We start from the raw sequence: 18,716 nt of genomic DNA, 5'->3' as shown, positions 1-18,716 counted from the left end.
ACCACCCTTTTGAATTAATTAAGGAAAAACCATGAAAAAATCTCTGCTGATCGTTTCCCTGCTGGCTGTTGCTCTGGCTGCTTGCTCGAAGAAAGAAGAAGCTCCTGCTGCTGCTCCGGCTCCGGCTGCTGAGACCGCTGCTCCGGCTGCTGCTCCGGCCGCTCCGGCTGCTGACGCTGCCGCTACCCCGGCTGCTCCGGCCGCTGCTGACGCTGCTGCTTCGGCCGCTTCGGCTGCTGCTTCGGCTGCTTCGGCTGCTGCTGACGCCGCTTCGGCTGCTGCTGCTCCGGCTGCTTCGAAGTAATTCGAATCGCGCTAAAGAAACCGGCCTGCGGGCCGGTTTTTTTACGTCTGCAGGTTTTGCACACGGCGCGCGGCACGGGGTGCCCGCCCTACGAATTATGCGAGCCCACCAATAAAAAAACCGGCCAAATGGCCGGTTTTTTATCGAAGCGAGGCGGCGTTATTTCAACTCGTCCGCCAGCAGCTTGAGGATCTTGGCGCCGGTCGGCGACGTTTCCGGCTTGCCGTCGTTCGTCTGCACGGTCACGTCGGTCGAGGTCGCGCCCTGTGCCGTCGACACGATCACGCGGTATTTCTGCGCTTCCTTGTTCTTGTCTTCGCTACCAAACAGCTTGCTGAAGAAACCTTCCTTCTTGACCGCGTCCGGATCGACGTAGCGCACGAAATAAATGCCCTGCACGCGGTCGCGGTCTTCCACCGTGAAGCCGACGCGGTCCAGCGCCAGGCCCACGCGGCGCCATGCGCGGTCGAAGCCTTCGTCGACGACGACCTTGTTGCCTTCGAGCTTGGCGTGCTGCGGTTCCAGCGGGGCGTTCGTCACGAACGCGGTCGCTTCCTTGACCTTGGTGCCGGTCAGCTGGGCCATCAGGCGGCCCAGGAATTCCGCTTCCAGCTCCGGATCGTTCGGACGCGCGGTCCAGGTGGCCTGCTCCTTCTGCGGACCGGTCAGCACTTCTTCCGCGCCGCGGTGGCTGATGTAGATCTCGGTCGAACCGTCCGGACGGCGCTCCAGGCGGGTGCGGAACTTGTCGCGCTCGCCGGTCGAATATGCGGAATCGAAGACCTTGCCGATGGTGCGGCGGATGAAGTCCTGCGGGATCTTGGCGCGGTTCTCGGCCCAGTTCGTTTCCATGATGCCGGTCTGCGGCGACTCGGTCTCGACGGTGAAGCCCGAGTTATGCCAGAACTCCAGCAGTTGCGGCCACAGTTGTTCCGGCGTTTCCTTGATCACGAGCCAGCGCTGGTTGCCGTTGCGCTCGATGCGGATGGTGTCGGTGGGCACCTGGCCGATCTGTTCGCCGGACGTGGCCGCGATGGCCGGTGCGGCGCCGCGCTGCTGCTGGAAGCCGGACGCGGTGGCGATGCCTTTGCCATCCGGCACGGCGTAGCGGTTGTCCTTCTGCAGTTGGGTCAGGTCGGGCGGAATGTCCAGCGGTGCCGCTTTCTTGGAAGCCTTGTAGTCCACCTTGTCCGATTCGAACACGGTCGTGCACGCGGCCAGGCTCAACGCGATGGCGGTCAGGGCCACGGTGCGGGCTGCGGTGGAAGTCATCATCTTGCGATTCGTCATATCGTTAAAGCTGGTAATCAAAGAACGCCGGAAGCGCGCAGCGCGGTGCGGACGGTGTCGTGGTATTGCGCGGACAGCGGGGCCAGCGGCAGGCGCAGGCCGGCCGGCATCTTGCCCATCTCGGCCAGCGCCCATTTCACCGGCACGGGGTTCGGCTCGACGAACAGTTTGCTGTGCAGGTCCAGCACGCGGTTGTTGATCTCGATGGCGCGGGCAGCTTCGCCGTTCAGCGCGGCCTTGCACATCTCGGCCATCGCGCGCGGTGCCACGTTCGCGGTCACGGAGATGTTGCCGGCGCCGCCGCACAGCATCAGCGCCAGTGCGCTCGCGTCGTCGCCCGAGAACACGCCGAACGATTTGCCCTTGCCGGCAAACGAACGGTCGATATCGCGCAGCAGTTCGATGCCGCGGGCCAGGTTGCCGGTCGCGTCCTTGATGCCGACGATGTTGTCGATGGCGGCCAGGCGCAGCACGGTCTCGTTGCTCATGTCGGCCACGGTCCGGCCCGGCACGTTGTACAGGATCACCGGCAGGTCGGTCGATTCGGCGATCGCCTTGAAGTGGCGATACATGCCTTCCTGCGACGGACGGTTGTAGTACGGGACGACTTGCAGCGAAGCGTCCGCGCCGACTTCCCTGGCGTGACGGGTCAGCGCGATCGCTTCGACCGTCGAATTGCCGCCCGTGCCGGCGATGACCGGAATGCGGCCGGCGATGTGGTCGACGGTCAGCTTGATCAGTTCGCAGTGTTCGTCCGGGCTCACGGTGGCCGACTCGCCGGTCGTGCCGACGATGCAGATTGCGTCCGTACCTTCCGCCACATGCCAGTCGAGGAGTTGGCGCAGGCTGTCCCTGTCCAGACTTCCATCCTCGAACATCGGAGTGACGATTGCTACTATGCTGCCCTTAATCATAATCAGTGGACCGTGCCGTTAATAAATAAATGTCGATTGTAGCGGATAGCCTGGCGTTATGGTTCATTCCACACCATATAAATGGCATGGTTACAGGTTGGTTACATATCGAGCCTGATTGCTCCCGGATCGACCTCCAGCCCCGCCGCGCACAGCCTTTGTACGCGGGCCGGACGGGGCGACTCGATGATCCCATCCTCGTAGGCGAGCACCTTCAAGCCATGGCGCGCGGCGGCGTCCAGCAGTTCGCCGGGCGCCAGCAGGAACGCCGGATTGGATGGTTTGCCGAAGCGTTCGTTCCCGAGCGCGAACGTTTCGTAGACGAGGATCCCGTTCGGTGCCAGCGCGCCCGCGAGATGCGCGAACAGCGGCCGGTGCAGGTAGTTCGTGACGACGATGCCGGCGAATCGTCCCGGCGCGAATGGCCATGTGCTGCCCTCCGCTTCGAGGTCATGCTGCAGGGTCGCGATGCCGGGACCGGCCGCCTGCGCGAGCGATGCGGCGTCGCGATCGACGGCAAGCACGGGATGGCCGAGCGCCGCCAGCAGGCGCGCATGGCGGCCGCCGCCGCAGGCGAGATCCAGCGTCTCGCCGGCCGGAACGACCGGCGCCCAGCGCGCGACCCAGGTTGATGGATAGTCCGTCACGAGTAGAAGGTCAGGAATAAGTCAGTCCCATGACTTCGCGCACGTCGCGCATCGTTTCCTGCGCCAGCTTGCGCGCCTTCTCGCAGCCGTCGGCGACGATGGCGCGCACGAGCGACGGATCGTCGACGTACTGCTGCGCGCGCTCGTGCATCGGCTCCTGCTCGGCCAGCACGGCTTCCACGACGGGCTGCTTGCATTCGAGGCAGCCGATGCCGGCGCTCGTGCAGCCCTTCATGACCCAGTCCTTCGTATTCGCATCGGAATAGACTTCGTGCAGCTGCCACACCGGGCATTTCAGCGGATCGCCCGCGTCGCTGCGGCGCACGCGCGCCGGGTCGGTCGGCATCGTGCGGATCTTCTTCGTCACCGACTCCGGATCCTCGCGCAGCGAGATCGAGTTGCCGTAGCTCTTGGACATCTTGCGGCCGTCGAGGCCCGGCAGGCGCGCCGCCTCCGTCAGCTTCACTTGCGGCTCGACGAGGATGATCTTGCGGCTGCCTTCCAGGTAGCCGAACAGGCGCTCGCGGTCGATGTTCGACAGGCTGCCCGCTTCGTCCAGCATGGCCTGCGCCTGTTCCAGCGCCGCGTCATCGCCTTCCTGCTGGTACGCGGTGCGCAGTTCCGCATACAGCTTGGCGCGCTTGCTGCCCAGCTTTTTGACGGCGTCCAGCGCCTTCTGCTCGAAGCCCGGTTCCTTGCCGTACAGGTGGTTGAAGCGGCGCGCGATCTCGCGCATCATCTCGATGTGCGGCACCTGGTCCTCGCCCACCGGCACCTGCGTGGCGCGGTAGATCAGCACGTCGGCCGCCTGCAGCAGCGGGTAGCCGAGGAAGCCGTAAGTCGCGAGGTCGCGGTTGGCCAGGTTCTCGATCTGGTCCTTGTACGTCGGCACGCGCTCGAGCCAGCCGAGCGGCGTGGCCATCGACAGCAGCAGATGCAGTTCCGCGTGCTCCGGCACTTTCGACTGGATGAAGATCGTGGCCTGGGCCGGGTCGATGCCGGCCGCCAGCCAGTCGATGACCATGTCCCACGTGCTTTTCTCGATGATCGCCGGGTCGTCGTAATGCGTGGTCAGCGCGTGCCAGTCGGCGACGAAGAACAGGCAAGGCAGTTCGGACTGCATGCGGATCCAGTTCTTCAGGGCCCCATGGTAGTGGCCAAGGTGCATCAGCCCGGTCGGGCGCATGCCGGAAACGACACGGTCGGGAAACATAGCGGTATCAGGTCAGGAGAAAATTCAGGGGATAGACGATCAGGTGCAGTAAAAGGTTCGCGATCACGCCGACCCAGAACAGCCAGTAGCCGATCACCTTCAGGAAGATCAGCGCGAGCAGGATGATGAAACCGTACGGTTCCAGGCGCGCGAACTGGAATGCGGCCTTGTGCGGCAGGATGGAAAACAGCACGCGGCCGCCATCCATCGACGGGATCGGCAGCAGGTTGAACGCCATCAGCCACAGATTCGTCTGCACACCCGCCTCGGCCACGAGGTGAGGGAACGGCTCCTGCACGCCGAAGTAGTCGAGGAAAATCCCCAGCAGGAGCCAGATCAGCGCCATCAGGAAGTTTGCGCCCGGACCGGACAGCGCGACCCATGCCATGTCGCGCTTCGGATTGCGCATCTGGCCGTAGTTGATCGGCAGCGGTTTCGCGTAGCCGAACACGAAGTGCACCGTCAGGTACATCACCACCGGAATGACGATGGTGCCGATCGGGTCGATGTGGGCCAGCGGGTTGAAAGTGGTACGCCCGGCGGCGTGTGCGGTGTTGTCCCCGAAGCGTTTCGCGACGAACGCCTGGGCGGCGTCGTGCATCGTCAGCGCAAAGAGGACAGGCAGTGCATACACTGCCAGATTGCGTATGAGTTCATCCATAACCTGCGATTCTATCAGAGCGCGCGGGCGCGGCGGCCCCGGCCTACAGGCCGAACGCGGCCGGATTGCCCCGGCCTTCGCGTACGAGCTCGGCGTCAGGCCCCGTGAGGTCGACGATGGTGGTGGGTTCGAGCGTGCCGGCGCCGCCGTCGATCACGAGCTCGATCTGCCTGTCGAGACGCTCGCGCACCTCGTCGGGATCGGACAGCATGTTGTCGTCGCCCGGCAGTTGCAAGGTCGTGCCGATCAAGGGTTCGCCCAGTTCTTCCAGCAGCGCCAGCAGGATCGCGTTTTCCGGCACGCGGATGCCGATCGTCTTGCGCGACGGGTGCGACAGCCTGCGCGGCACTTCCTTCGTCGCTTCCAGGATCACCGTGTACGGCCCCGGCGTGACAGCCTTCAATTGCCGGTACTGGCGGTTGTCGACGCGCGCATACGTGGCGATCTCGGACAGGTCGCGCACGAGCAGCGTCAAATGGTGCTTCTCGTCGACGCCGCGGATGCGCCTCAGCTTTTCGACGGCCGCCTTGTCATCGAGGCGGCATACGAGGGCGTACGCGGAATCGGTGGGCGCGGCGACGATGCCGCCGCCCTGGATGATCTGCGCGGCCTGGCGGATCAGGCGCGCCTGCGGATTCTGGGGATGGACTTCGAAATACTGGGTCATCGCGCGAACCCCGACTGGCGCAGCGCCTGGAGGGCCGCGATGCGTTCTTCCATCGGCGGGTGCGACGCGAACAGTGCGCCCCAGCCGCTGCCGTGGCCGGAAATGCCCGACGCGGCCATCGACTGCGGCAGCGCGCCCGGATGCATGCCGGCCAGGCGTGCGAGCGCATGCTGCATCGGCTGCGGGCTGCCCAGCAGCTGGGCCGAACCGGCGTCCGCGCGGAATTCGCGCTGGCGCGAGAACCACGCGACGATGATCGACGCGACGATGCCGAACAGGATCTCGCACACGAACACGGTGATCGCGTAGCCGAAGCCCGGCCCGCGCTCGCCGTTCCCGCGGCGGAACACGACGTTGTCGACGAAGAAGCCGACCACGCGCGCGAGGAACACGACGAACGTGTTCACCACGCCCTGGATCAGCGTGAGCGTGACCATGTCGCCGTTGGCCACGTGCGCGATCTCGTGGCCCAGCACGGCCTCGACTTCCTCGCGGTTCATGTTGGCGAGCAGGCCCGTCGACACGGCCACCAGCGCGGAATTTTTAAAAGCGCCCGTCGCGAACGCATTCGGCTCGCCCTCGTACACGGCCACTTCCGGCATCGCGATGCCCGCGCGCTGCGCGAGATTGCCCACGGTGCTCAGCAGCCACGCTTCGGTGGCGTTGCCGGGCTGTTCGATGACGCGGGCGCCGGTGGACATCTTCGCCATCGGCTTGCTCATCAACAGGGAAATGATGGACCCCGTGAAGCCCACGACGAGCGAGAACACGAGCAGCGCCCCGACGTTGATGCCCTGCCCGCCGACCGGACGCCCGACGCCGAGGACGTTCAGCACGATCGACAGCACGAGCACGACGGCGAGGTTGGTGGCGAGGAACAGCAGTATGCGCTTCATCTGGGGAGCCTCAGGATGGGTTCAATATCAGTCCGACAAGATAAGGGCTGGATGTTGAAATTTCAAGCCCGGCACGTCGTTCCCGCGGAAGCGGGAACCCATACTGAGTTACCGAAATCGATCAATTTGCGGGCCACTGGCGATCGCGACGTCGGACGTTCAGCATGGGTCCCCGCCTTCGCGGGGACGACGGTGTGCTTAGAACCAGTCATGCCAAACCGGCGTGACCCCGCTCGGCAGCGGCGGCAACTGATCGAACTCGACGCGCGATTCCCCCGGTGCATGAAAATCCGTCCCGCGCGATGCGAGGAAACCGTAGCGGCGCGCCACTTCGGCATACGTCGCGTACTGGTCCGGCGTATGGCTGCCCGTGACGACCTCGATGGCATTGCCGCCGAGCTGCTTGAACTCGTCGAACAGCGCGCCCTCGGCCGTCGCGTCGAAGCGGTAGCGGCCCGGGTGCGCGATCACGGGGATGCCGCCGGCCGCGCGGATCCAGCCCATCGCATCGGCCAGCGTCGCCCAGCGGTGCGGCACATACCCCGGCTTGCCTTCCGTGAGATAGCGGCGGAAGACCTCCGACGTGTTGGAACACTTGCCGAGCTCGCACAGGTAGCGCGCGAAATGGGTGCGCGACAGCAGGTCCGGATTGCCGACGTATTTCAGCGCGCCTTCGTAGGCGTTCGGAATGCCGGCCTGGTCGAGCTGGGCGGCGATCTCGCGCCCGCGCGCGTCGCGCCCGTTGCGCGTGGCGGCCAGGCCCTGCACGAGGGTCGCATTGTCTTCGTCGACCTGCAGGCCAACGAGGTGCACGGTCTCGCCGGCCCACGTCACGGAAATTTCCACGCCCGGCACGAAGCGCATGCCCAGTTCCTCGGCCTTCGCGCGTGCGGCCTTGATACCGCCGACCTCGTCGTGATCCGTCAGCGCCCATGCATCGACACCGCCCTTGCGGGCATACGCGGCCACGGCGGCGGGTGCGAGCACGCCGTCGGAGACGTTGGAGTGGCAGTGGAGATCGACTTTCATGGGCAGCATCCGGACAGGGTATCGTTTCGAAATACCATTGTACGCAATGTCAGCCCGCGAGGAACGCCTCGATCATGCGCGCCAGCACTTCGGGTTGATCGTGGTGCAGCATGTGGCCGGCATCCGGCATCATGCGCGGCGTGACTTTCGCCAGTTGCGCGAGCCGGCGGTCGACTTCGTGGCGCGCTTCTTCTTTCGGCCCCATCCAGCGCCACATGTCCGTGTGCTCGGCCTCGACCCACAGCACGGGCGCCGTGATGCGGCGCCAGCACGCGAGCACCTCTTCCACCTGGTACAGCAGCGGCCCCGGCATCTTGTGCGCCGGATCGCCCAGGATTTCCCACTCGCCCTGCGCGTTCTGCGCGGCCCAGTGCTGCGCGAGGAAGGCGGCGCGGTCGGCCGGCAGGCGCGGGTTCGTCTTCCGCAGGCGCGTCGCGACATCAATCAGGCTCGCGTAGCCGCGCATGACGGGCGGGGCTTTCACTTCGTCGAGCCACTTGGCGTAGCGGCCCGGCGCCTGTTCGGGACGCGTGGCGGGCAATCCGAAGCCTTCCAGGTTGATCAGCTTTGCGATGCGTTCCGGCCGCACGCCCGCATACACGCTCACGATGTTGCCGCCCATGCTGTGGCCCAGCAGGTTCACGGGTTCGCCGGGCGAATAATGGTCGAGGATCGCTTCCAGGTCGGCGAAGTAGTCCGGGAACCAGTACGTGTCGTTGCCGGAGCGCCCGGTCAGGCCAAAGCCGCGCCAGTCGTGGGCGATGACGTGCCAGTCGCCCTGCAACGCGTCGACGACGAACTGGAACGAGGCCGACATGTCCATCCAGCCATGCGCCATGAACAGCTTGGGCGCGCCCTCGCGGCCCCAGTGGCGGACGTGGGTGCGCAGGCCGCGGATGGTGAGGAATTCGGAGCGGGACGGTGTCATGGCAGTTCCTGTTTTCGAGTTAAATTAGTACGACCGTTCGCATTATAAGCACGAAGCTTGCAATCCTGCTGGACGGCCCCATCTGGCCTGCTTACGAGCGTAAAAGCGTAAAATACGGGCATCTCAACCTTCCGCGAGCACTTCATGGCGATTTACCAGCTGGGCGAAGATGCGCCCGAGATCGATCCTTCGGCCTATATCGCCGATTCGGCCACCTTGATCGGCAAAGTGACGGTCGAGGCGGATGCCTCGGTGTGGTCCGGCGTGACGATCCGCGGCGACAACGAGCGCATCAGGATCGGTACCGGCAGCAATGTCCAGGAAGGCACGGTAATGCACACGGACATGGGCTTTCCGCTCGTGCTCGGCAAGAACGTCACCGTCGGCCACCAGGCGATGCTGCACGGCTGCACCATCGGCGACGGCGCGCTGATCGGCATCCAGGCCGTGGTGCTGAACGGCGCGAAGATCGGCAAGGGCTGCCTCGTGGGCGCCGGCGCCGTGGTCACCGAAGGCAAGGAGTTCCCGGACGGTTCGCTGATCCTGGGCGCCCCGGCCAAGGTGGTGCGCACGCTCACGGAAGACGACCTGCTCCGCCTCCAGCGCAGCGCCGAAAGCTATGTCCTGCGCGGCAAACGCTTCAAGGCGGAGCTCAAGAAAATCGGATAAAGAATGACGACTGATACCAGCAAGGACACCCTCCAGAAATTCATCTTCGACAACGCAGCCGTACGCGGCGAGCTCGTCGAGATTTCCAACGCGTGGCGCGAGATCCAGTCGCGCCACGTCTACCCGAAGGCGGTGCGCGCCTTGCTGGGCGAAATGGTCGCCGCGGCGGCGCTGCTGTCCGCCAACCTCAAGTTCAACGGCTCGATCGTCATGCAGATCCATGGCGACGGCCTGGTGAAGCTGCTCGTCGTCGAGTGCGACGCGAACCTGCGCCTGCGCGCCACCGCCAAGCTGAGCGAAGGCGCCGAGGTGCCGGACGACGCCTCCGTCGCCCAGCTGCTGAACCAGCATGGCCACGGCCGCTTCGTGATCACGCTCGACCCGCAGGACAAGGTCCCGGGCCAGCAGCCTTACCAGGGCGTCGTGCCGCTCGTCGGCGAGGACATCGCGACCGTCATCGAGAACTACATGCTGCGCTCGGAACAGATGGACACCAAGCTGTGGCTGGCGGCCGACGAGAACGTCGCGCGCGGCCTGCTGCTGCAAAAGCTGCCGCGCAATTCCAGCATCGAAGGCCAGGTCAAGCAGGCCAGCGAGGAAGAAGACCTCGAGACGTGGACCCGCGCCGTCATGCTGGGCCAGACCCTGAAGCAGGAAGAACTGCTCACGACCGACGTGGAAACGCTGCTCCGGCGCCTGTTCTGGGAAGAGACGATCCGCGTGTTCGACCCGCTGCATCCGGAATTCCACTGCACCTGCTCGCGCGAAAAAGTGGGCAATATGCTCAAGATGCTGGGCAAGGAAGAAGTCGAGTCCGCCCTGCACGACCTGGGCGAACTGGGCATCAACTGCGACTTCTGCGGCAAGCACTACGGCTTCGATGCCGTCGACTGCGCGCAATTGTTCGCCAGCGACACGACGGCCGACGCCGTGGCGCCTGCCTCCAGCGTCAAGCATTGATCCCACGGGGACGTCATTGGCGTCCTCTATCATTCTGATTGGGAATATAAACTGTCGCTATCGATGGTTCCTGTTAAGCTGTCATCAATGACACTGAGACAGGAGAACACCATGAGCAACATCAATATCGGCATTAGCACCGAAGACCGCGCGAACATCGCCAACGCCCTGTCGCGCGTCCTCGCGGACAGCTACATGCTGTACCTGAAGACCCACAACTTCCACTGGAACGTGACGGGTCCGATGTTCCAGACGCTGCACATCATGTTCATGGAACAGTACACGGAACTGTGGAACGCGCTGGACAACATTGCCGAACGCATCCGCGCCCTCGGTCATTTCGCACCGGGCACCTATGCCCGCTTCGTGGAACTGTCGTCGATCAAGGAAGAAGCCAGCGTGCCGAACGCGCAGGAAATGATCCGTCAGCTCGTCGACGGCCAGGAGGCGCTGATCCGCACCGTGCGCGAGGCGTTCAAGATTGCCGACGAGGCCAATGACCAGCCGAGTGCCGGCATGCTGAGCGACCGCATGGAAATCCACGAAAAGAATGCGTGGATGCTGCGTTCGTTCCTCGAGAACGGCCAGTCGGCCTGATCCCGCCGCTTCTGCCGCGGACGCCCCTGATCAGGGATCGATGCGGCATCCTCTTTATTGCCGATCAGAAGTTAACCGGCAGCCGTGTCGGAATTCCCTGATTCCGGATGACCGGCCGGTTCAACTTGCGCTGCATCAATTGGCTTAAATCAACGATGCGTTTCAATGGCCTCCAGTGTGCGAACTCGTGCACTTAAGACCGGGAATGTGTCGCTTTTTCGCGTCCCGTTTTGCAAACTTTTGGAGAACCGGATGAAATCAGTACGTGCCAATGATGCAACCACCAACGCCAACACAGCCACAACCCAGGGCGCGCCCCGTAAAGTGGTCGCCCGCTATCCCATCGCCACGATCGGTTCGCGCACCCGCCGCGGTGGCGAAGTCGTGCTCGCGTCGCAGGGCGAGCACGCGGACGATTTCCGCATCGCCTGCGTCGGCGACCGGGTACGCTATCCGGACGGCAGCGAGAGCGTGATCGTGTCGGGCGCCGGGCATGCGTCGACGTATGCGAACCGGCCGATTGCCCTCGTGGGCAGCCATATCGCGAACGGCGACCGCATCGTCGCGCGTGCGCAGAGCATCGGCGAGATCGTCGTCGTGGAAGGAGAACCGATTCCCGGCCTGCTGGAGCCGGGCTATGCGCCGCCGTCCGCTGTCGGGGCCGGCGTCTGATAGGGGCGACCGTCGGCGTGCGCGGCTGCAATCAGGTGCGGCAGCGAACGCCGGCGGGCGCGAGTCTCTTGATTAATTGGGCGCGCCGCCGGCCGGACGGTGCAAGTCGATCACCTTCATGATGGCCAGCAGACTGTCGAGGCCCATCTCGCCGCGGTTCATGGCCGCGGCGAGCAGGTCGCGCGGCACGCCGGCCGCTGCGGCCAGGTGGGTGAGGCCCGCGGAGCGTGCGACCAACCTCAGCGCCTCCGTCATGGTGTCGGGATCGCCGGCATCGAACGCGGCGGCGAGGTAGCCTGCAACGGCCTCGAGCGTGTCGAGCGCCGGCGGGGAAGATTCCGCGGGGGTCATGGCGTGCCCTTCTTGACCTTCGGCGGCGGTGGCGGCGGCGGTTCCGTCATCATGACGGCCGGCTTCTCGTCCTTGCGCAATACCTGCACGAAGATTTCGTTCGACTTGATCATGCCCAGTTCGTAGCGCGCGCGTTCCTCGACGGCGCCGAGGCCATCCTTCAGGTCGCGTACTTCCGATTCCAGCTTGGCGTTACGGGCTTTCAGCTGCTCGGTCTTGGCACGGGACGCAGCCACCTGGGATTCCAGGTCGGCCACGGTAAGCCAGCCGCCCTTCCCCAGCCACAGGGGATACTGGATCAGCAGCAGCAGGGCTGCCAGGGCAAGGGTGATGAGGCGCATGGATGAATACGGCAGGCGGGATGTCGACACGAGCCCGGCGAACGAACCCGTGTCCATACTACTCGCTTACTTCAGGTTGTAGAAAGCGTCGCGGCCCGGGTAGCTGGCGATGTCGCCCAGGTCTTCCTCGATGCGCAGCAGCTGGTTGTATTTCGCCATGCGGTCCGAACGCGACAGCGAGCCCGTCTTGATCTGCAGGGCGTTCATGCCGACGGCGATGTCGGCGATGGTCGAGTCCTCGGTCTCGCCCGAACGGTGCGAGATCACGGCCGTGTAGCCCGCGCGCTTGGCCATCTCGATGGCGGCGAAGGTTTCGGTCAGCGTGCCGATCTGGTTGATCTTGATCAGGATCGAGTTGGCGATGTCCTTCTGGATGCCTTCTTTCAGGATCTTGGTGTTGGTGACGAACAAATCGTCGCCCACCAGCTGGACTTTCTTGCCCAGGGCGGCGGTGAGCGTTGCCCAGCCTTCCCAGTCGCCTTCGGCCATCGCGTCCTCGATCGAGATGATCGGGTACTTGTCGCACCAGGTCGCCAGCATGTTGGTGAAGTCCTGGGCCGACAGCTGCAGGCCGCCTTCGCCTTCCAGCACGTATTTGCCGTCCTTGTAGAACTCGCTGGCGGCGCAGTCCAGGCCGATGGCGATGTCCTGGCCGGCCACGTAGCCTGCCTGCTCGATCGCTTGCATGATCAGCTTGATGGCTTCTTCATGGTTCGCGACGGACGGGGCGAAGCCGCCTTCGTCGCCGACGGCGGTGTTCAGGCCCTTGCTGTGCAGGATTTTCTTCAGCGTGTGGAACACCTCGGCGCCGTAGCGCACGGCTTCCTTGAACGACGGGGCGCCGACCGGGATGATCATGAATTCCTGGATGTCCAGGTTGTTGTCGGCGTGCGCGCCGCCGTTGATGACGTTCATCATCGGCACCGGCATCTGCATCGCGCCCGAACCGCCGAAGTAGCGGTACAGCGGCAGGCCGGCTTCTTCGGCGGCGGCCTTGGCGACGGCCATGGAGACGGCCAGCATCGCGTTCGCGCCCAGGCGGCTCTTGTTCTCGGTGCCGTCCAGGTCGATCAGGGTGCGGTCCAGGAATGCCTGTTCGTTGGCGTCCAGGCCCATGATGGCTTCGCTGATCTCGGTGTTGATGTTCTCGCAGGCCTGCAGCACGCCCTTGCCGAAGTAACGCTTCGGATCGCCGTCGCGCAGCTCGATGGCTTCGCGCGAACCGGTCGAGGCGCCCGACGGGACGGCGGCGCGACCCATCACGCCGGATTCCAGCAGCACATCGCACTCGACGGTCGGATTGCCGCGCGAGTCGATGATTTCGCGGCCGATGATATCAACGATAGCACTCATGGTTCTTTAATCTCCAGAAAGTAAGAATCGATACAGTCGCGCCTAGCCGCAGGGCGCGCTTTATTGAGCCCGTCATTCCCGCGCAGGCCTCGGCGGCCCCGCGGGAATCCATACCGAGCCACTTCGATACGCTCAGCATGGGTCCCCGCGTTCGCGGGGACGACGTCGTTACGCTTACGGAACGACGTGGTACGCCACGTTCCTGTTATTGAAAGTCCGATTCGATAAAGCCGGCCTTCTTGACGATACGGTCGAGGTCGACCAGGGTGGTCAGCAAATCCTTCATGCGGGCGAGCGGCACGGCGTTCGGGCCGTCCGACAGCGCGCACGCGGGATCCGGGTGGGTTTCCATGAACAGGCCCGACACGCCCGCCGCGACCGCGGCGCGCGCCAACACGGGCACGTGCTCGCGCTGGCCGCCGGACGACGTCCCCTGCCCGCCCGGCAGCTGCACCGAGTGGGTGGCGTCGAACACGATCGGGCAGTTCGACTCGCGCATGATGGCGAGCGAACGCATGTCGGAGACCAGGTTGTTGTAGCCGAACGAGACGCCGCGTTCGCACGCCATGAACTGGTCGTCCGGCAGCCCCGCTTCGCGCGCGGCATTGCGTGCTTTCTCGATCACGTTCTTCATGTCGCCCGGGGCCAGGAACTGGCCCTTCTTGATGTTCACGGGCTTGCCGGAACGGGCGCAGGCGTTGATGAAGTCGGTCTGGCGGCACAGGAAGGCCGGCGTCTGCAGCACGTCCACGACGCTCGCGACGACCGGGATCTCTTCCTCGGTGTGCACGTCGGTCAGCACGGGCACGCCGATTTCCTTGCGCACGTCCGCGAGGATCTCCAGGCCCTTTTCCATGCCGGGGCCGCGGAACGATTTGCCGGACGAACGGTTCGCCTTGTCGAACGACGATTTATAGATGAACGGGATGCCCAGCGCCGAGGTGATCTCCTTCAGCTGGCCCGCGACGTCCATGGCCATCTGGCGCGACTCGATCACGCAGGTGCCGGCGATCAGGAAGATCGGCTGGTCGAGGCCGACGTCGAATCCGCACAGTTTCATGCTGCGTCTCCTTGCAGTGCAGGCGTGTTTGCGGCCTGCTTGTTGCCGCTCGCTGCCTGGTGGGCCAGCGCGGCCTGGATGAACGACGAGAACAGCGGGTGGCCGTTACGCGGCGTCGACTTGAACTCGGGGTGGAATTGCACGCCCATGTACCACGGGTGGACACTCCTCGGCAGTTCCATGATCTCGCACAGGTCTTCGTTCGGCGTACGCGCCGCGACGACGAGGCCTGCGGCTTCGACCTTCGGCAGGTAGTAATTGTTCGCTTCGTAGCGGTGGCGGTGGCGCTCGGTCACGACGTTGCCGTAGATCTCGGCGGCCAGCGTGCCCGGGTTCACGGCGCAGGTCTGCGCGCCCAGGCGCATGGTGCCGCCCAGGTCGGAATTGACGTCGCGCTTCTCGACCTTGCCGTCGTGGTTCTGCCACTCGTTGATCAGGGCGACGACCGGCTGGTCGGTCTCCGGATCGAATTCCGTCGAGTTGGCGTTCGGCAGGCCGGCCATGTGGCGCGCGTACTCGATCAGCGCGACCTGCATGCCCAGGCAGATGCCGAGGTACGGGACCCGGTTTTCGCGGGCATAGCGGGCGGCCATGATCTTGCCTTCCACGCCGCGCTTGCCGAAGCCGCCCGGCACGAGGATGGCGTCGTACTTGGCCAGGTTGGCGCAGCCCGTCGACTCGATCTCTTCCGAGTCGATGTATTCGATGTTGACGCGGCTTTCCGTGTGGATGCCGGCGTGGCGCAGCGCTTCCGTCAGCGATTTGTACGACTCGATCAGGTCGACGTACTTGCCGACCATGCCGATCGTGACTTCGTGCTTCGGGTTTTCCAGCGTGTGGATCAGCTTCGTCCACATCGACAGGTCGGCCTTGGGCGCCTCGAGGCCGAGCGCGTCGAGGATGATGTCGTCCAGGCCCTGGTCGTGCAGCACCTGCGGCACCTTATAGATCGTGTCGACGTCCCACACGGAGATGACGGCCTGCTCTTCGACGTTGGCGAACAGCGAGATCTTGGCGCGCTCGTCGTCGGGGATGCGGCGGTCGGCGCGGCACAGCAGCGCATTCGGCGAAATGCCGATCTCGCGCAGTTTCTGCACCGAGTGCTGCGTGGGCTTGGTCTTCAGTTCGCCGGCCGACGAGATGTACGGCACGAGGGTCAGGTGCACGAACGCGGCGCCCTTGCGGCCCTGGCGCAGCGACAGCTGGCGCGCGGCTTCGAGGAACGGCAGCGATTCGATGTCGCCGACGGTGCCGCCGATCTCGACGAGCGCCACGTCGACGCCTTCGGCGCCGCGGCGGATGTAGTCCTGGATCTCGTTGGTGATGTGCGGGATCACCTGCACGGTCTTGCCGAGGTACTCGCCGCGGCGTTCCTTGCGGATCACCGATTCATAGATCTGGCCGGTCGTGAAGTTGTTCACCTTCTTCATCCGCGTGCTGATGAAGCGCTCGTAGTGGCCCAGGTCCAGGTCGGTCTCGGCGCCGTCGTCGGTGACGAACACCTCGCCGTGCTGGGTGGGACTCATCGTGCCCGGGTCCACGTTGATGTACGGGTCGAGCTTGAGCATGGTGACTTTGAGACCGCGCGATTCGAGGATCGCGGCGAGGGAGGCGGCCGCGATCCCTTTACCCAGGGAAGACACGACGCCGCCAGTGACGAATACGAATTTGGTCATTGTGCAGAAGGTGCCGAACGGCACGCGCGGGAAATAGAAATTATACCTTAAACCTGCAAATACTTCCTCATTCCATCTTGGCAACATATCCCATTGCCAACAATAGGGAACTATGGCTACACTGGTGATCTTTCTTCCATGTCAAGAAAATCGGCCATGCACGCAACTGACGACAGTCCTTTCGATGAGCCGACTTCGCATGGCCTGTCGTTCTCCGGCAGCGGCGCCGAATACTTCCGCATCTGGATCGTCAACCTGATGCTGACGGTGGCCACGCTGGGCATCTACTCGGCCTGGGCCAAGACCCGCCGGCTGCAGTATTTTTACCGGAACACCCGGCTCGCCGGCGCCAGCTTCGACTTCCGCGGCGACCCGAAAGCGATCCTGCGCGGGCGCATCCTCGCCGTGGCGCTGCTGGCGGCGTATCACTACGCGTTCGGCTTTTCGCTCAAGGTGGGCGTCGTCACCGTCGCGCTGCTGCTGGCCGGCCTGCCCTTCATGATGCGGTCCGCGCTGCGCTTCCGCCTGTCGAACACGGTCTACCGCGGCCTGCCGTTCGGCTTTGCGGGCGGCATCAAGGAGGCCTATATCGTGTACTTCGTGCCGGTGGCGATCTTCGTGCTGCCCGGCGCGCTCGTCGCCCTGATGCCGGGGAATCCCGGCGTCGGCGCCATCTTCCTGCTGTACCTGTGCTGGCCGCTGATGCATGGCGCGATGAAAGCCTACCAGCACAAGCACCTGATGGCGGGCGACCAGCATGCCGCGTTCGGCCTCGACACGGCGGACCTCGCCAAGCCCTACGTGCGCGCATTCCTGATCGGCCTCGGCGTGATGGTGTTCGTCGGCCTGTCCATCGGCCTCTCGGTGTATTTGGCGCGCGGGCAAAAGTCGGCGGCGGCGTTCGCGGCGTTCCTCCCGGCCATCCTCGCCATCGTGCTCGCGTATCTCTACATGCTGCTGATGGGGCCATACATCCTCGTGCGCATGAACAACCTGGCCTGGTCGGCCACATCGTTCCCCGGCATCCGCATCACGTGCGCGATGCGGACCTGGCCCTATCTGCGCCTGCAGACGGTCAACGTACTGCTGACCCTGCTGACGTTCGGCCTGTTCCGCCCGTTCGCCGTCGTGCGCACGTGGAAATATCGCGTCGCCCACCTCACCGTCGACGCGCCGGACGGGTTCGAGCAGGCCGTGCTGGCGGCGCGGCGTCCACCCGCCGCCGCGGCCGGCGACGGCGTCGCCGACTTCCTCGGCGTCGACCTGTCGTGGTAAGGAGCTCATGATGATCGCCGCCCATTTCTTCGATGGCCACGACGCCCGCCTGCAACCGGTCGGCCTGGACGTACGCGATGGCCACCTGCACGTCGATGCGCCGGGGTTCGAACGCAGCTATCCCTTGGCGGACGTCGCGCTGGCCGAACCGTTCGACCAGGCGCCGCTCATGCTGCGCCTCGGCGACGCCACCTGCGAGGTGCCGTACGGCCCGGGACGGCAGGCGCTGCTGGCCGCGCTCGGCTACCGCAAGAGCGCCGTCGAGCGCTGGCAGGCACGCTGGCCCGCCGCCCTCGCCGCCCTCGTCCTGCTGCTGGCGCTGCTCGGCGCCGGTTTCGTGTGGGGCGTGCCGGCCGCCGCCGAATTCATCGCCGCGCGCCTGCCGGCCTCGGTCGACACGAAGCTCGGCCAGGCCGCGCTGGCCGGCCTGGAAGCGCAGGGCATGCTGGCGCCGTCGCGCCTCTCTGACGATCGCATCGCCGACGTCGAAGCCCTGCTGCCCCGTGCGCTGCCCGCGCACCCGCGCGTACCCGTGCGCCTGCTCGTGCGCTCGTCCGACACCCTGGGCGCCAATGCGCTTGCGCTGCCGGACGGCACGATCATCGTGACCGACGCGATGGTCCGCCTCGCGCTCGACGAGGACAATGAACTCGACGACGACGGCAAGGCTGCCCTGCTGGGCGTGATCGGCCACGAGGTCGGCCATATCGAACGGCGCCACGCGACGCGCGCGATGACGGGGTCGTCGCTGACGGCCGCGATGTCGGCCACGCTGTTCGGGGACTTCAGCGCCGTCGCCGCAGGCCTGCCGGCCGTGCTGACGCAGATGCGGTATTCGCGGTCGATGGAACTGGAAGCGGACGATGACGCCGTCGCGGTCCTGCGCCACAACGGCCTGGAACCGGACGTGCTCGCCGACGCCCTGGAGGCGCTGGAGCGCGCGCGTCCAGGCGAGGACAAACTGCCGCGCTGGCTGAAGAAATCGATGTCGTATCTGTCCACGCACCCCGACACCGCCGAACGCATCGCGCGCCTGCGCAAGACCGCCCGCTGACACCCGTTGTCAACCTCATCATGGCAGTTAACGGACATGCATGATGCTGTCACCTGCGGGCAACATTATGGTGCTCATATGCACACTTTTTGGGCGCGGAGTTCCATAAGGCAACAAAAAATTCTTTCCTGTACGTAGAATCAAGCCGGGAACTGTTTG

General features: G+C 64.9%; 21 protein-coding genes. 7 read left to right on the top strand and 14 right to left on the bottom strand.

Annotation, left to right across the window (positions count from 1 at the left end):
- Positions 1-31: 31 nt before the first annotated feature.
- Positions 32-304 (top strand): hypothetical protein, encoded by a 273-nt coding sequence (locus tag ACEN9G_RS20100; RefSeq protein ID WP_413337989.1) that lies wholly within the window; start codon positions 32-34, stop codon positions 302-304.
- 159 nt (positions 305-463) lie between these two features.
- On the opposite strand, the gene bamC is transcribed toward ACEN9G_RS20100, so the two are convergent.
- The 9 genes from bamC to ACEN9G_RS20055 form a co-directional block, all read right to left on the bottom strand.
- Positions 464-1,579 carry an NlpB/DapX family lipoprotein gene (bamC, locus tag ACEN9G_RS20095; protein ID WP_413383638.1) on the bottom strand — a complete coding sequence of 372 codons (1,116 nt, stop codon included), beginning with the start codon at positions 1,577-1,579 and terminating at the stop codon, positions 464-466.
- Positions 1,580-1,611: 32 nt separating this feature from the next.
- A complete protein-coding gene (gene dapA / locus ACEN9G_RS20090; protein ID WP_413337993.1) occupies positions 1,612-2,508 on the bottom strand; it encodes a 4-hydroxy-tetrahydrodipicolinate synthase in 897 nt (298 codons plus the stop codon).
- Between the two features lie 101 nt (positions 2,509-2,609).
- Positions 2,610-3,155 (bottom strand): class I SAM-dependent methyltransferase, encoded by a 546-nt coding sequence (locus ACEN9G_RS20085; RefSeq protein WP_483126884.1) that lies wholly within the window; start codon positions 3,153-3,155, stop codon positions 2,610-2,612.
- Positions 3,156-3,165: 10 nt separating this feature from the next.
- The gene (locus ACEN9G_RS20080; protein ID WP_413337995.1) at positions 3,166-4,368 is read right to left on the bottom strand and encodes a tryptophan--tRNA ligase; all 1,203 of its coding nucleotides are present in this window, start codon (positions 4,366-4,368) and stop codon (positions 3,166-3,168) included.
- A 7-nt stretch (positions 4,369-4,375) separates the two neighbouring features.
- Positions 4,376-5,002, bottom strand: a complete 627-nt coding sequence (locus tag ACEN9G_RS20075; protein WP_413337997.1) for a site-2 protease family protein — start codon at positions 5,000-5,002, stop codon at positions 4,376-4,378.
- A gap of 70 nt (positions 5,003-5,072) precedes the next feature.
- Entirely contained in the window at positions 5,073-5,696 is a 624-nt protein-coding gene (locus ACEN9G_RS20070) for an L-threonylcarbamoyladenylate synthase (RefSeq protein ID WP_413337999.1), read from the bottom strand.
- Positions 5,693-6,592, bottom strand: a complete 900-nt coding sequence (gene htpX, locus ACEN9G_RS20065; RefSeq protein WP_413338001.1) for a protease HtpX — start codon at positions 6,590-6,592, stop codon at positions 5,693-5,695. The genes ACEN9G_RS20070 and htpX overlap by 4 nt, the downstream gene beginning before the upstream one ends.
- Before the next feature lie 198 nt (positions 6,593-6,790).
- Entirely contained in the window at positions 6,791-7,630 is an 840-nt protein-coding gene (locus tag ACEN9G_RS20060; protein ID WP_413338003.1) for a 3',5'-nucleoside bisphosphate phosphatase, read from the bottom strand.
- A gap of 40 nt (positions 7,631-7,670) precedes the next feature.
- A complete protein-coding gene (locus ACEN9G_RS20055; RefSeq protein WP_413338005.1) occupies positions 7,671-8,549 on the bottom strand; it encodes an alpha/beta fold hydrolase in 879 nt (292 codons plus the stop codon).
- A 144-nt stretch (positions 8,550-8,693) separates the two neighbouring features.
- On the opposite strand from ACEN9G_RS20055, the gene ACEN9G_RS20050 reads away from it, so the two are divergent.
- From ACEN9G_RS20050 to ACEN9G_RS20035, 4 genes are all read left to right on the top strand, one after another.
- Positions 8,694-9,218 (top strand): gamma carbonic anhydrase family protein, encoded by a 525-nt coding sequence (locus tag ACEN9G_RS20050; protein WP_413338007.1) that lies wholly within the window; start codon positions 8,694-8,696, stop codon positions 9,216-9,218.
- A gap of 3 nt (positions 9,219-9,221) precedes the next feature.
- Entirely contained in the window at positions 9,222-10,178 is a 957-nt protein-coding gene (gene hslO / locus ACEN9G_RS20045; protein ID WP_413338009.1) for an Hsp33 family molecular chaperone HslO, read from the top strand.
- Positions 10,179-10,289: 111 nt separating this feature from the next.
- A complete protein-coding gene (locus ACEN9G_RS20040) occupies positions 10,290-10,775 on the top strand; it encodes a Dps family protein (protein ID WP_413338011.1) in 486 nt (161 codons plus the stop codon).
- Positions 10,776-11,027: 252 nt separating this feature from the next.
- Positions 11,028-11,447, top strand: coding sequence for a PAAR domain-containing protein (locus ACEN9G_RS20035; RefSeq protein WP_413338013.1), 420 nt, complete (start codon positions 11,028-11,030; stop codon positions 11,445-11,447).
- Between the two features lie 72 nt (positions 11,448-11,519).
- Here the strand turns inward: ACEN9G_RS20035 and ACEN9G_RS20030 are convergent, their stop codons facing one another.
- The 5 genes from ACEN9G_RS20030 to pyrG all read right to left on the bottom strand — a co-directional run bounded on the left by ACEN9G_RS20030 (position 11,520) and on the right by pyrG (position 16,228).
- Positions 11,520-11,798, bottom strand: a complete 279-nt coding sequence (locus ACEN9G_RS20030) for a helix-turn-helix domain-containing transcriptional regulator (protein WP_413338015.1) — start codon at positions 11,796-11,798, stop codon at positions 11,520-11,522.
- Positions 11,795-12,139, bottom strand: coding sequence for a cell division protein FtsB (gene ftsB / locus ACEN9G_RS20025; RefSeq protein ID WP_036232829.1), 345 nt, complete (start codon positions 12,137-12,139; stop codon positions 11,795-11,797). The genes ACEN9G_RS20030 and ftsB overlap by 4 nt, the downstream gene beginning before the upstream one ends.
- A gap of 66 nt (positions 12,140-12,205) precedes the next feature.
- Positions 12,206-13,492, bottom strand: a complete 1,287-nt coding sequence (gene eno / locus ACEN9G_RS20020) for a phosphopyruvate hydratase (RefSeq protein WP_413338017.1) — start codon at positions 13,490-13,492, stop codon at positions 12,206-12,208.
- A 205-nt stretch (positions 13,493-13,697) separates the two neighbouring features.
- Positions 13,698-14,552 carry a 3-deoxy-8-phosphooctulonate synthase gene (gene kdsA / locus ACEN9G_RS20015; RefSeq protein ID WP_413338018.1) on the bottom strand — a complete coding sequence of 285 codons (855 nt, stop codon included), beginning with the start codon at positions 14,550-14,552 and terminating at the stop codon, positions 13,698-13,700.
- Positions 14,549-16,228 (bottom strand): CTP synthase, encoded by a 1,680-nt coding sequence (gene pyrG / locus ACEN9G_RS20010; protein WP_413338020.1) that lies wholly within the window; start codon positions 16,226-16,228, stop codon positions 14,549-14,551. Before pyrG ends, kdsA begins: the two co-directional genes overlap by 4 nt.
- Before the next feature lie 156 nt (positions 16,229-16,384).
- Between pyrG and ACEN9G_RS20005 the strand changes: the two genes are divergently transcribed.
- On the top strand, positions 16,385-17,503 hold the full coding sequence (locus ACEN9G_RS20005; protein WP_413338021.1) for a YjgN family protein: 1,119 nt from the start codon (positions 16,385-16,387) through the stop codon (positions 17,501-17,503).
- A gap of 7 nt (positions 17,504-17,510) precedes the next feature.
- Positions 17,511-18,557 (top strand): M48 family metallopeptidase, encoded by a 1,047-nt coding sequence (locus ACEN9G_RS20000; RefSeq protein WP_483126883.1) that lies wholly within the window; start codon positions 17,511-17,513, stop codon positions 18,555-18,557.
- Positions 18,558-18,716: the final 159 nt, after the last annotated feature.

The sequence above is a fragment of the Massilia sp. Masssp94 genome, from assembly GCF_059491305.1.
This window is presented reverse-complemented; position numbering and strand designations above follow the sequence as displayed.

Excerpts from the sequence above, each read along its gene's own strand:
- bamC (WP_413383638.1), bottom strand. The coding sequence starts at position 1,579 with ATGATGACTTCCACCGCAGCCCGCACCGTGGCCCTGACCGCCATCGCG.
- ACEN9G_RS20055 (WP_413338005.1), bottom strand. The coding sequence starts at position 8,549 with ATGACACCGTCCCGCTCCGAATTCCTCACCATCCGCGGCCTGCGCACC.
- ACEN9G_RS20050 (WP_413338007.1), top strand. The coding sequence starts at position 8,694 with ATGGCGATTTACCAGCTGGGCGAAGATGCGCCCGAGATCGATCCTTCG.
- dapA (WP_413337993.1), bottom strand. The coding sequence starts at position 2,508 with ATGATTAAGGGCAGCATAGTAGCAATCGTCACTCCGATGTTCGAGGAT.
- ACEN9G_RS20070 (WP_413337999.1), bottom strand. The coding sequence starts at position 5,696 with ATGACCCAGTATTTCGAAGTCCATCCCCAGAATCCGCAGGCGCGCCTG.
- ftsB (WP_036232829.1), bottom strand. The coding sequence starts at position 12,139 with ATGCGCCTCATCACCCTTGCCCTGGCAGCCCTGCTGCTGCTGATCCAG.
- ACEN9G_RS20000 (WP_483126883.1), top strand. The coding sequence starts at position 17,511 with ATGATGATCGCCGCCCATTTCTTCGATGGCCACGACGCCCGCCTGCAA.
- hslO (WP_413338009.1), top strand. The coding sequence starts at position 9,222 with ATGACGACTGATACCAGCAAGGACACCCTCCAGAAATTCATCTTCGAC.
- ACEN9G_RS20080 (WP_413337995.1), bottom strand. The coding sequence starts at position 4,368 with ATGTTTCCCGACCGTGTCGTTTCCGGCATGCGCCCGACCGGGCTGATG.
- kdsA (WP_413338018.1), bottom strand. The coding sequence starts at position 14,552 with ATGAAACTGTGCGGATTCGACGTCGGCCTCGACCAGCCGATCTTCCTG.
- pyrG (WP_413338020.1), bottom strand. The coding sequence starts at position 16,228 with ATGACCAAATTCGTATTCGTCACTGGCGGCGTCGTGTCTTCCCTGGGT.
- ACEN9G_RS20005 (WP_413338021.1), top strand. The coding sequence starts at position 16,385 with ATGCACGCAACTGACGACAGTCCTTTCGATGAGCCGACTTCGCATGGC.
- ACEN9G_RS20040 (WP_413338011.1), top strand. The coding sequence starts at position 10,290 with ATGAGCAACATCAATATCGGCATTAGCACCGAAGACCGCGCGAACATC.
- ACEN9G_RS20060 (WP_413338003.1), bottom strand. The coding sequence starts at position 7,630 with ATGCTGCCCATGAAAGTCGATCTCCACTGCCACTCCAACGTCTCCGAC.
- ACEN9G_RS20030 (WP_413338015.1), bottom strand. The coding sequence starts at position 11,798 with ATGACCCCCGCGGAATCTTCCCCGCCGGCGCTCGACACGCTCGAGGCC.
- ACEN9G_RS20100 (WP_413337989.1), top strand. The coding sequence starts at position 32 with ATGAAAAAATCTCTGCTGATCGTTTCCCTGCTGGCTGTTGCTCTGGCT.
- htpX (WP_413338001.1), bottom strand. The coding sequence starts at position 6,592 with ATGAAGCGCATACTGCTGTTCCTCGCCACCAACCTCGCCGTCGTGCTC.
- ACEN9G_RS20035 (WP_413338013.1), top strand. The coding sequence starts at position 11,028 with ATGAAATCAGTACGTGCCAATGATGCAACCACCAACGCCAACACAGCC.
- eno (WP_413338017.1), bottom strand. The coding sequence starts at position 13,492 with ATGAGTGCTATCGTTGATATCATCGGCCGCGAAATCATCGACTCGCGC.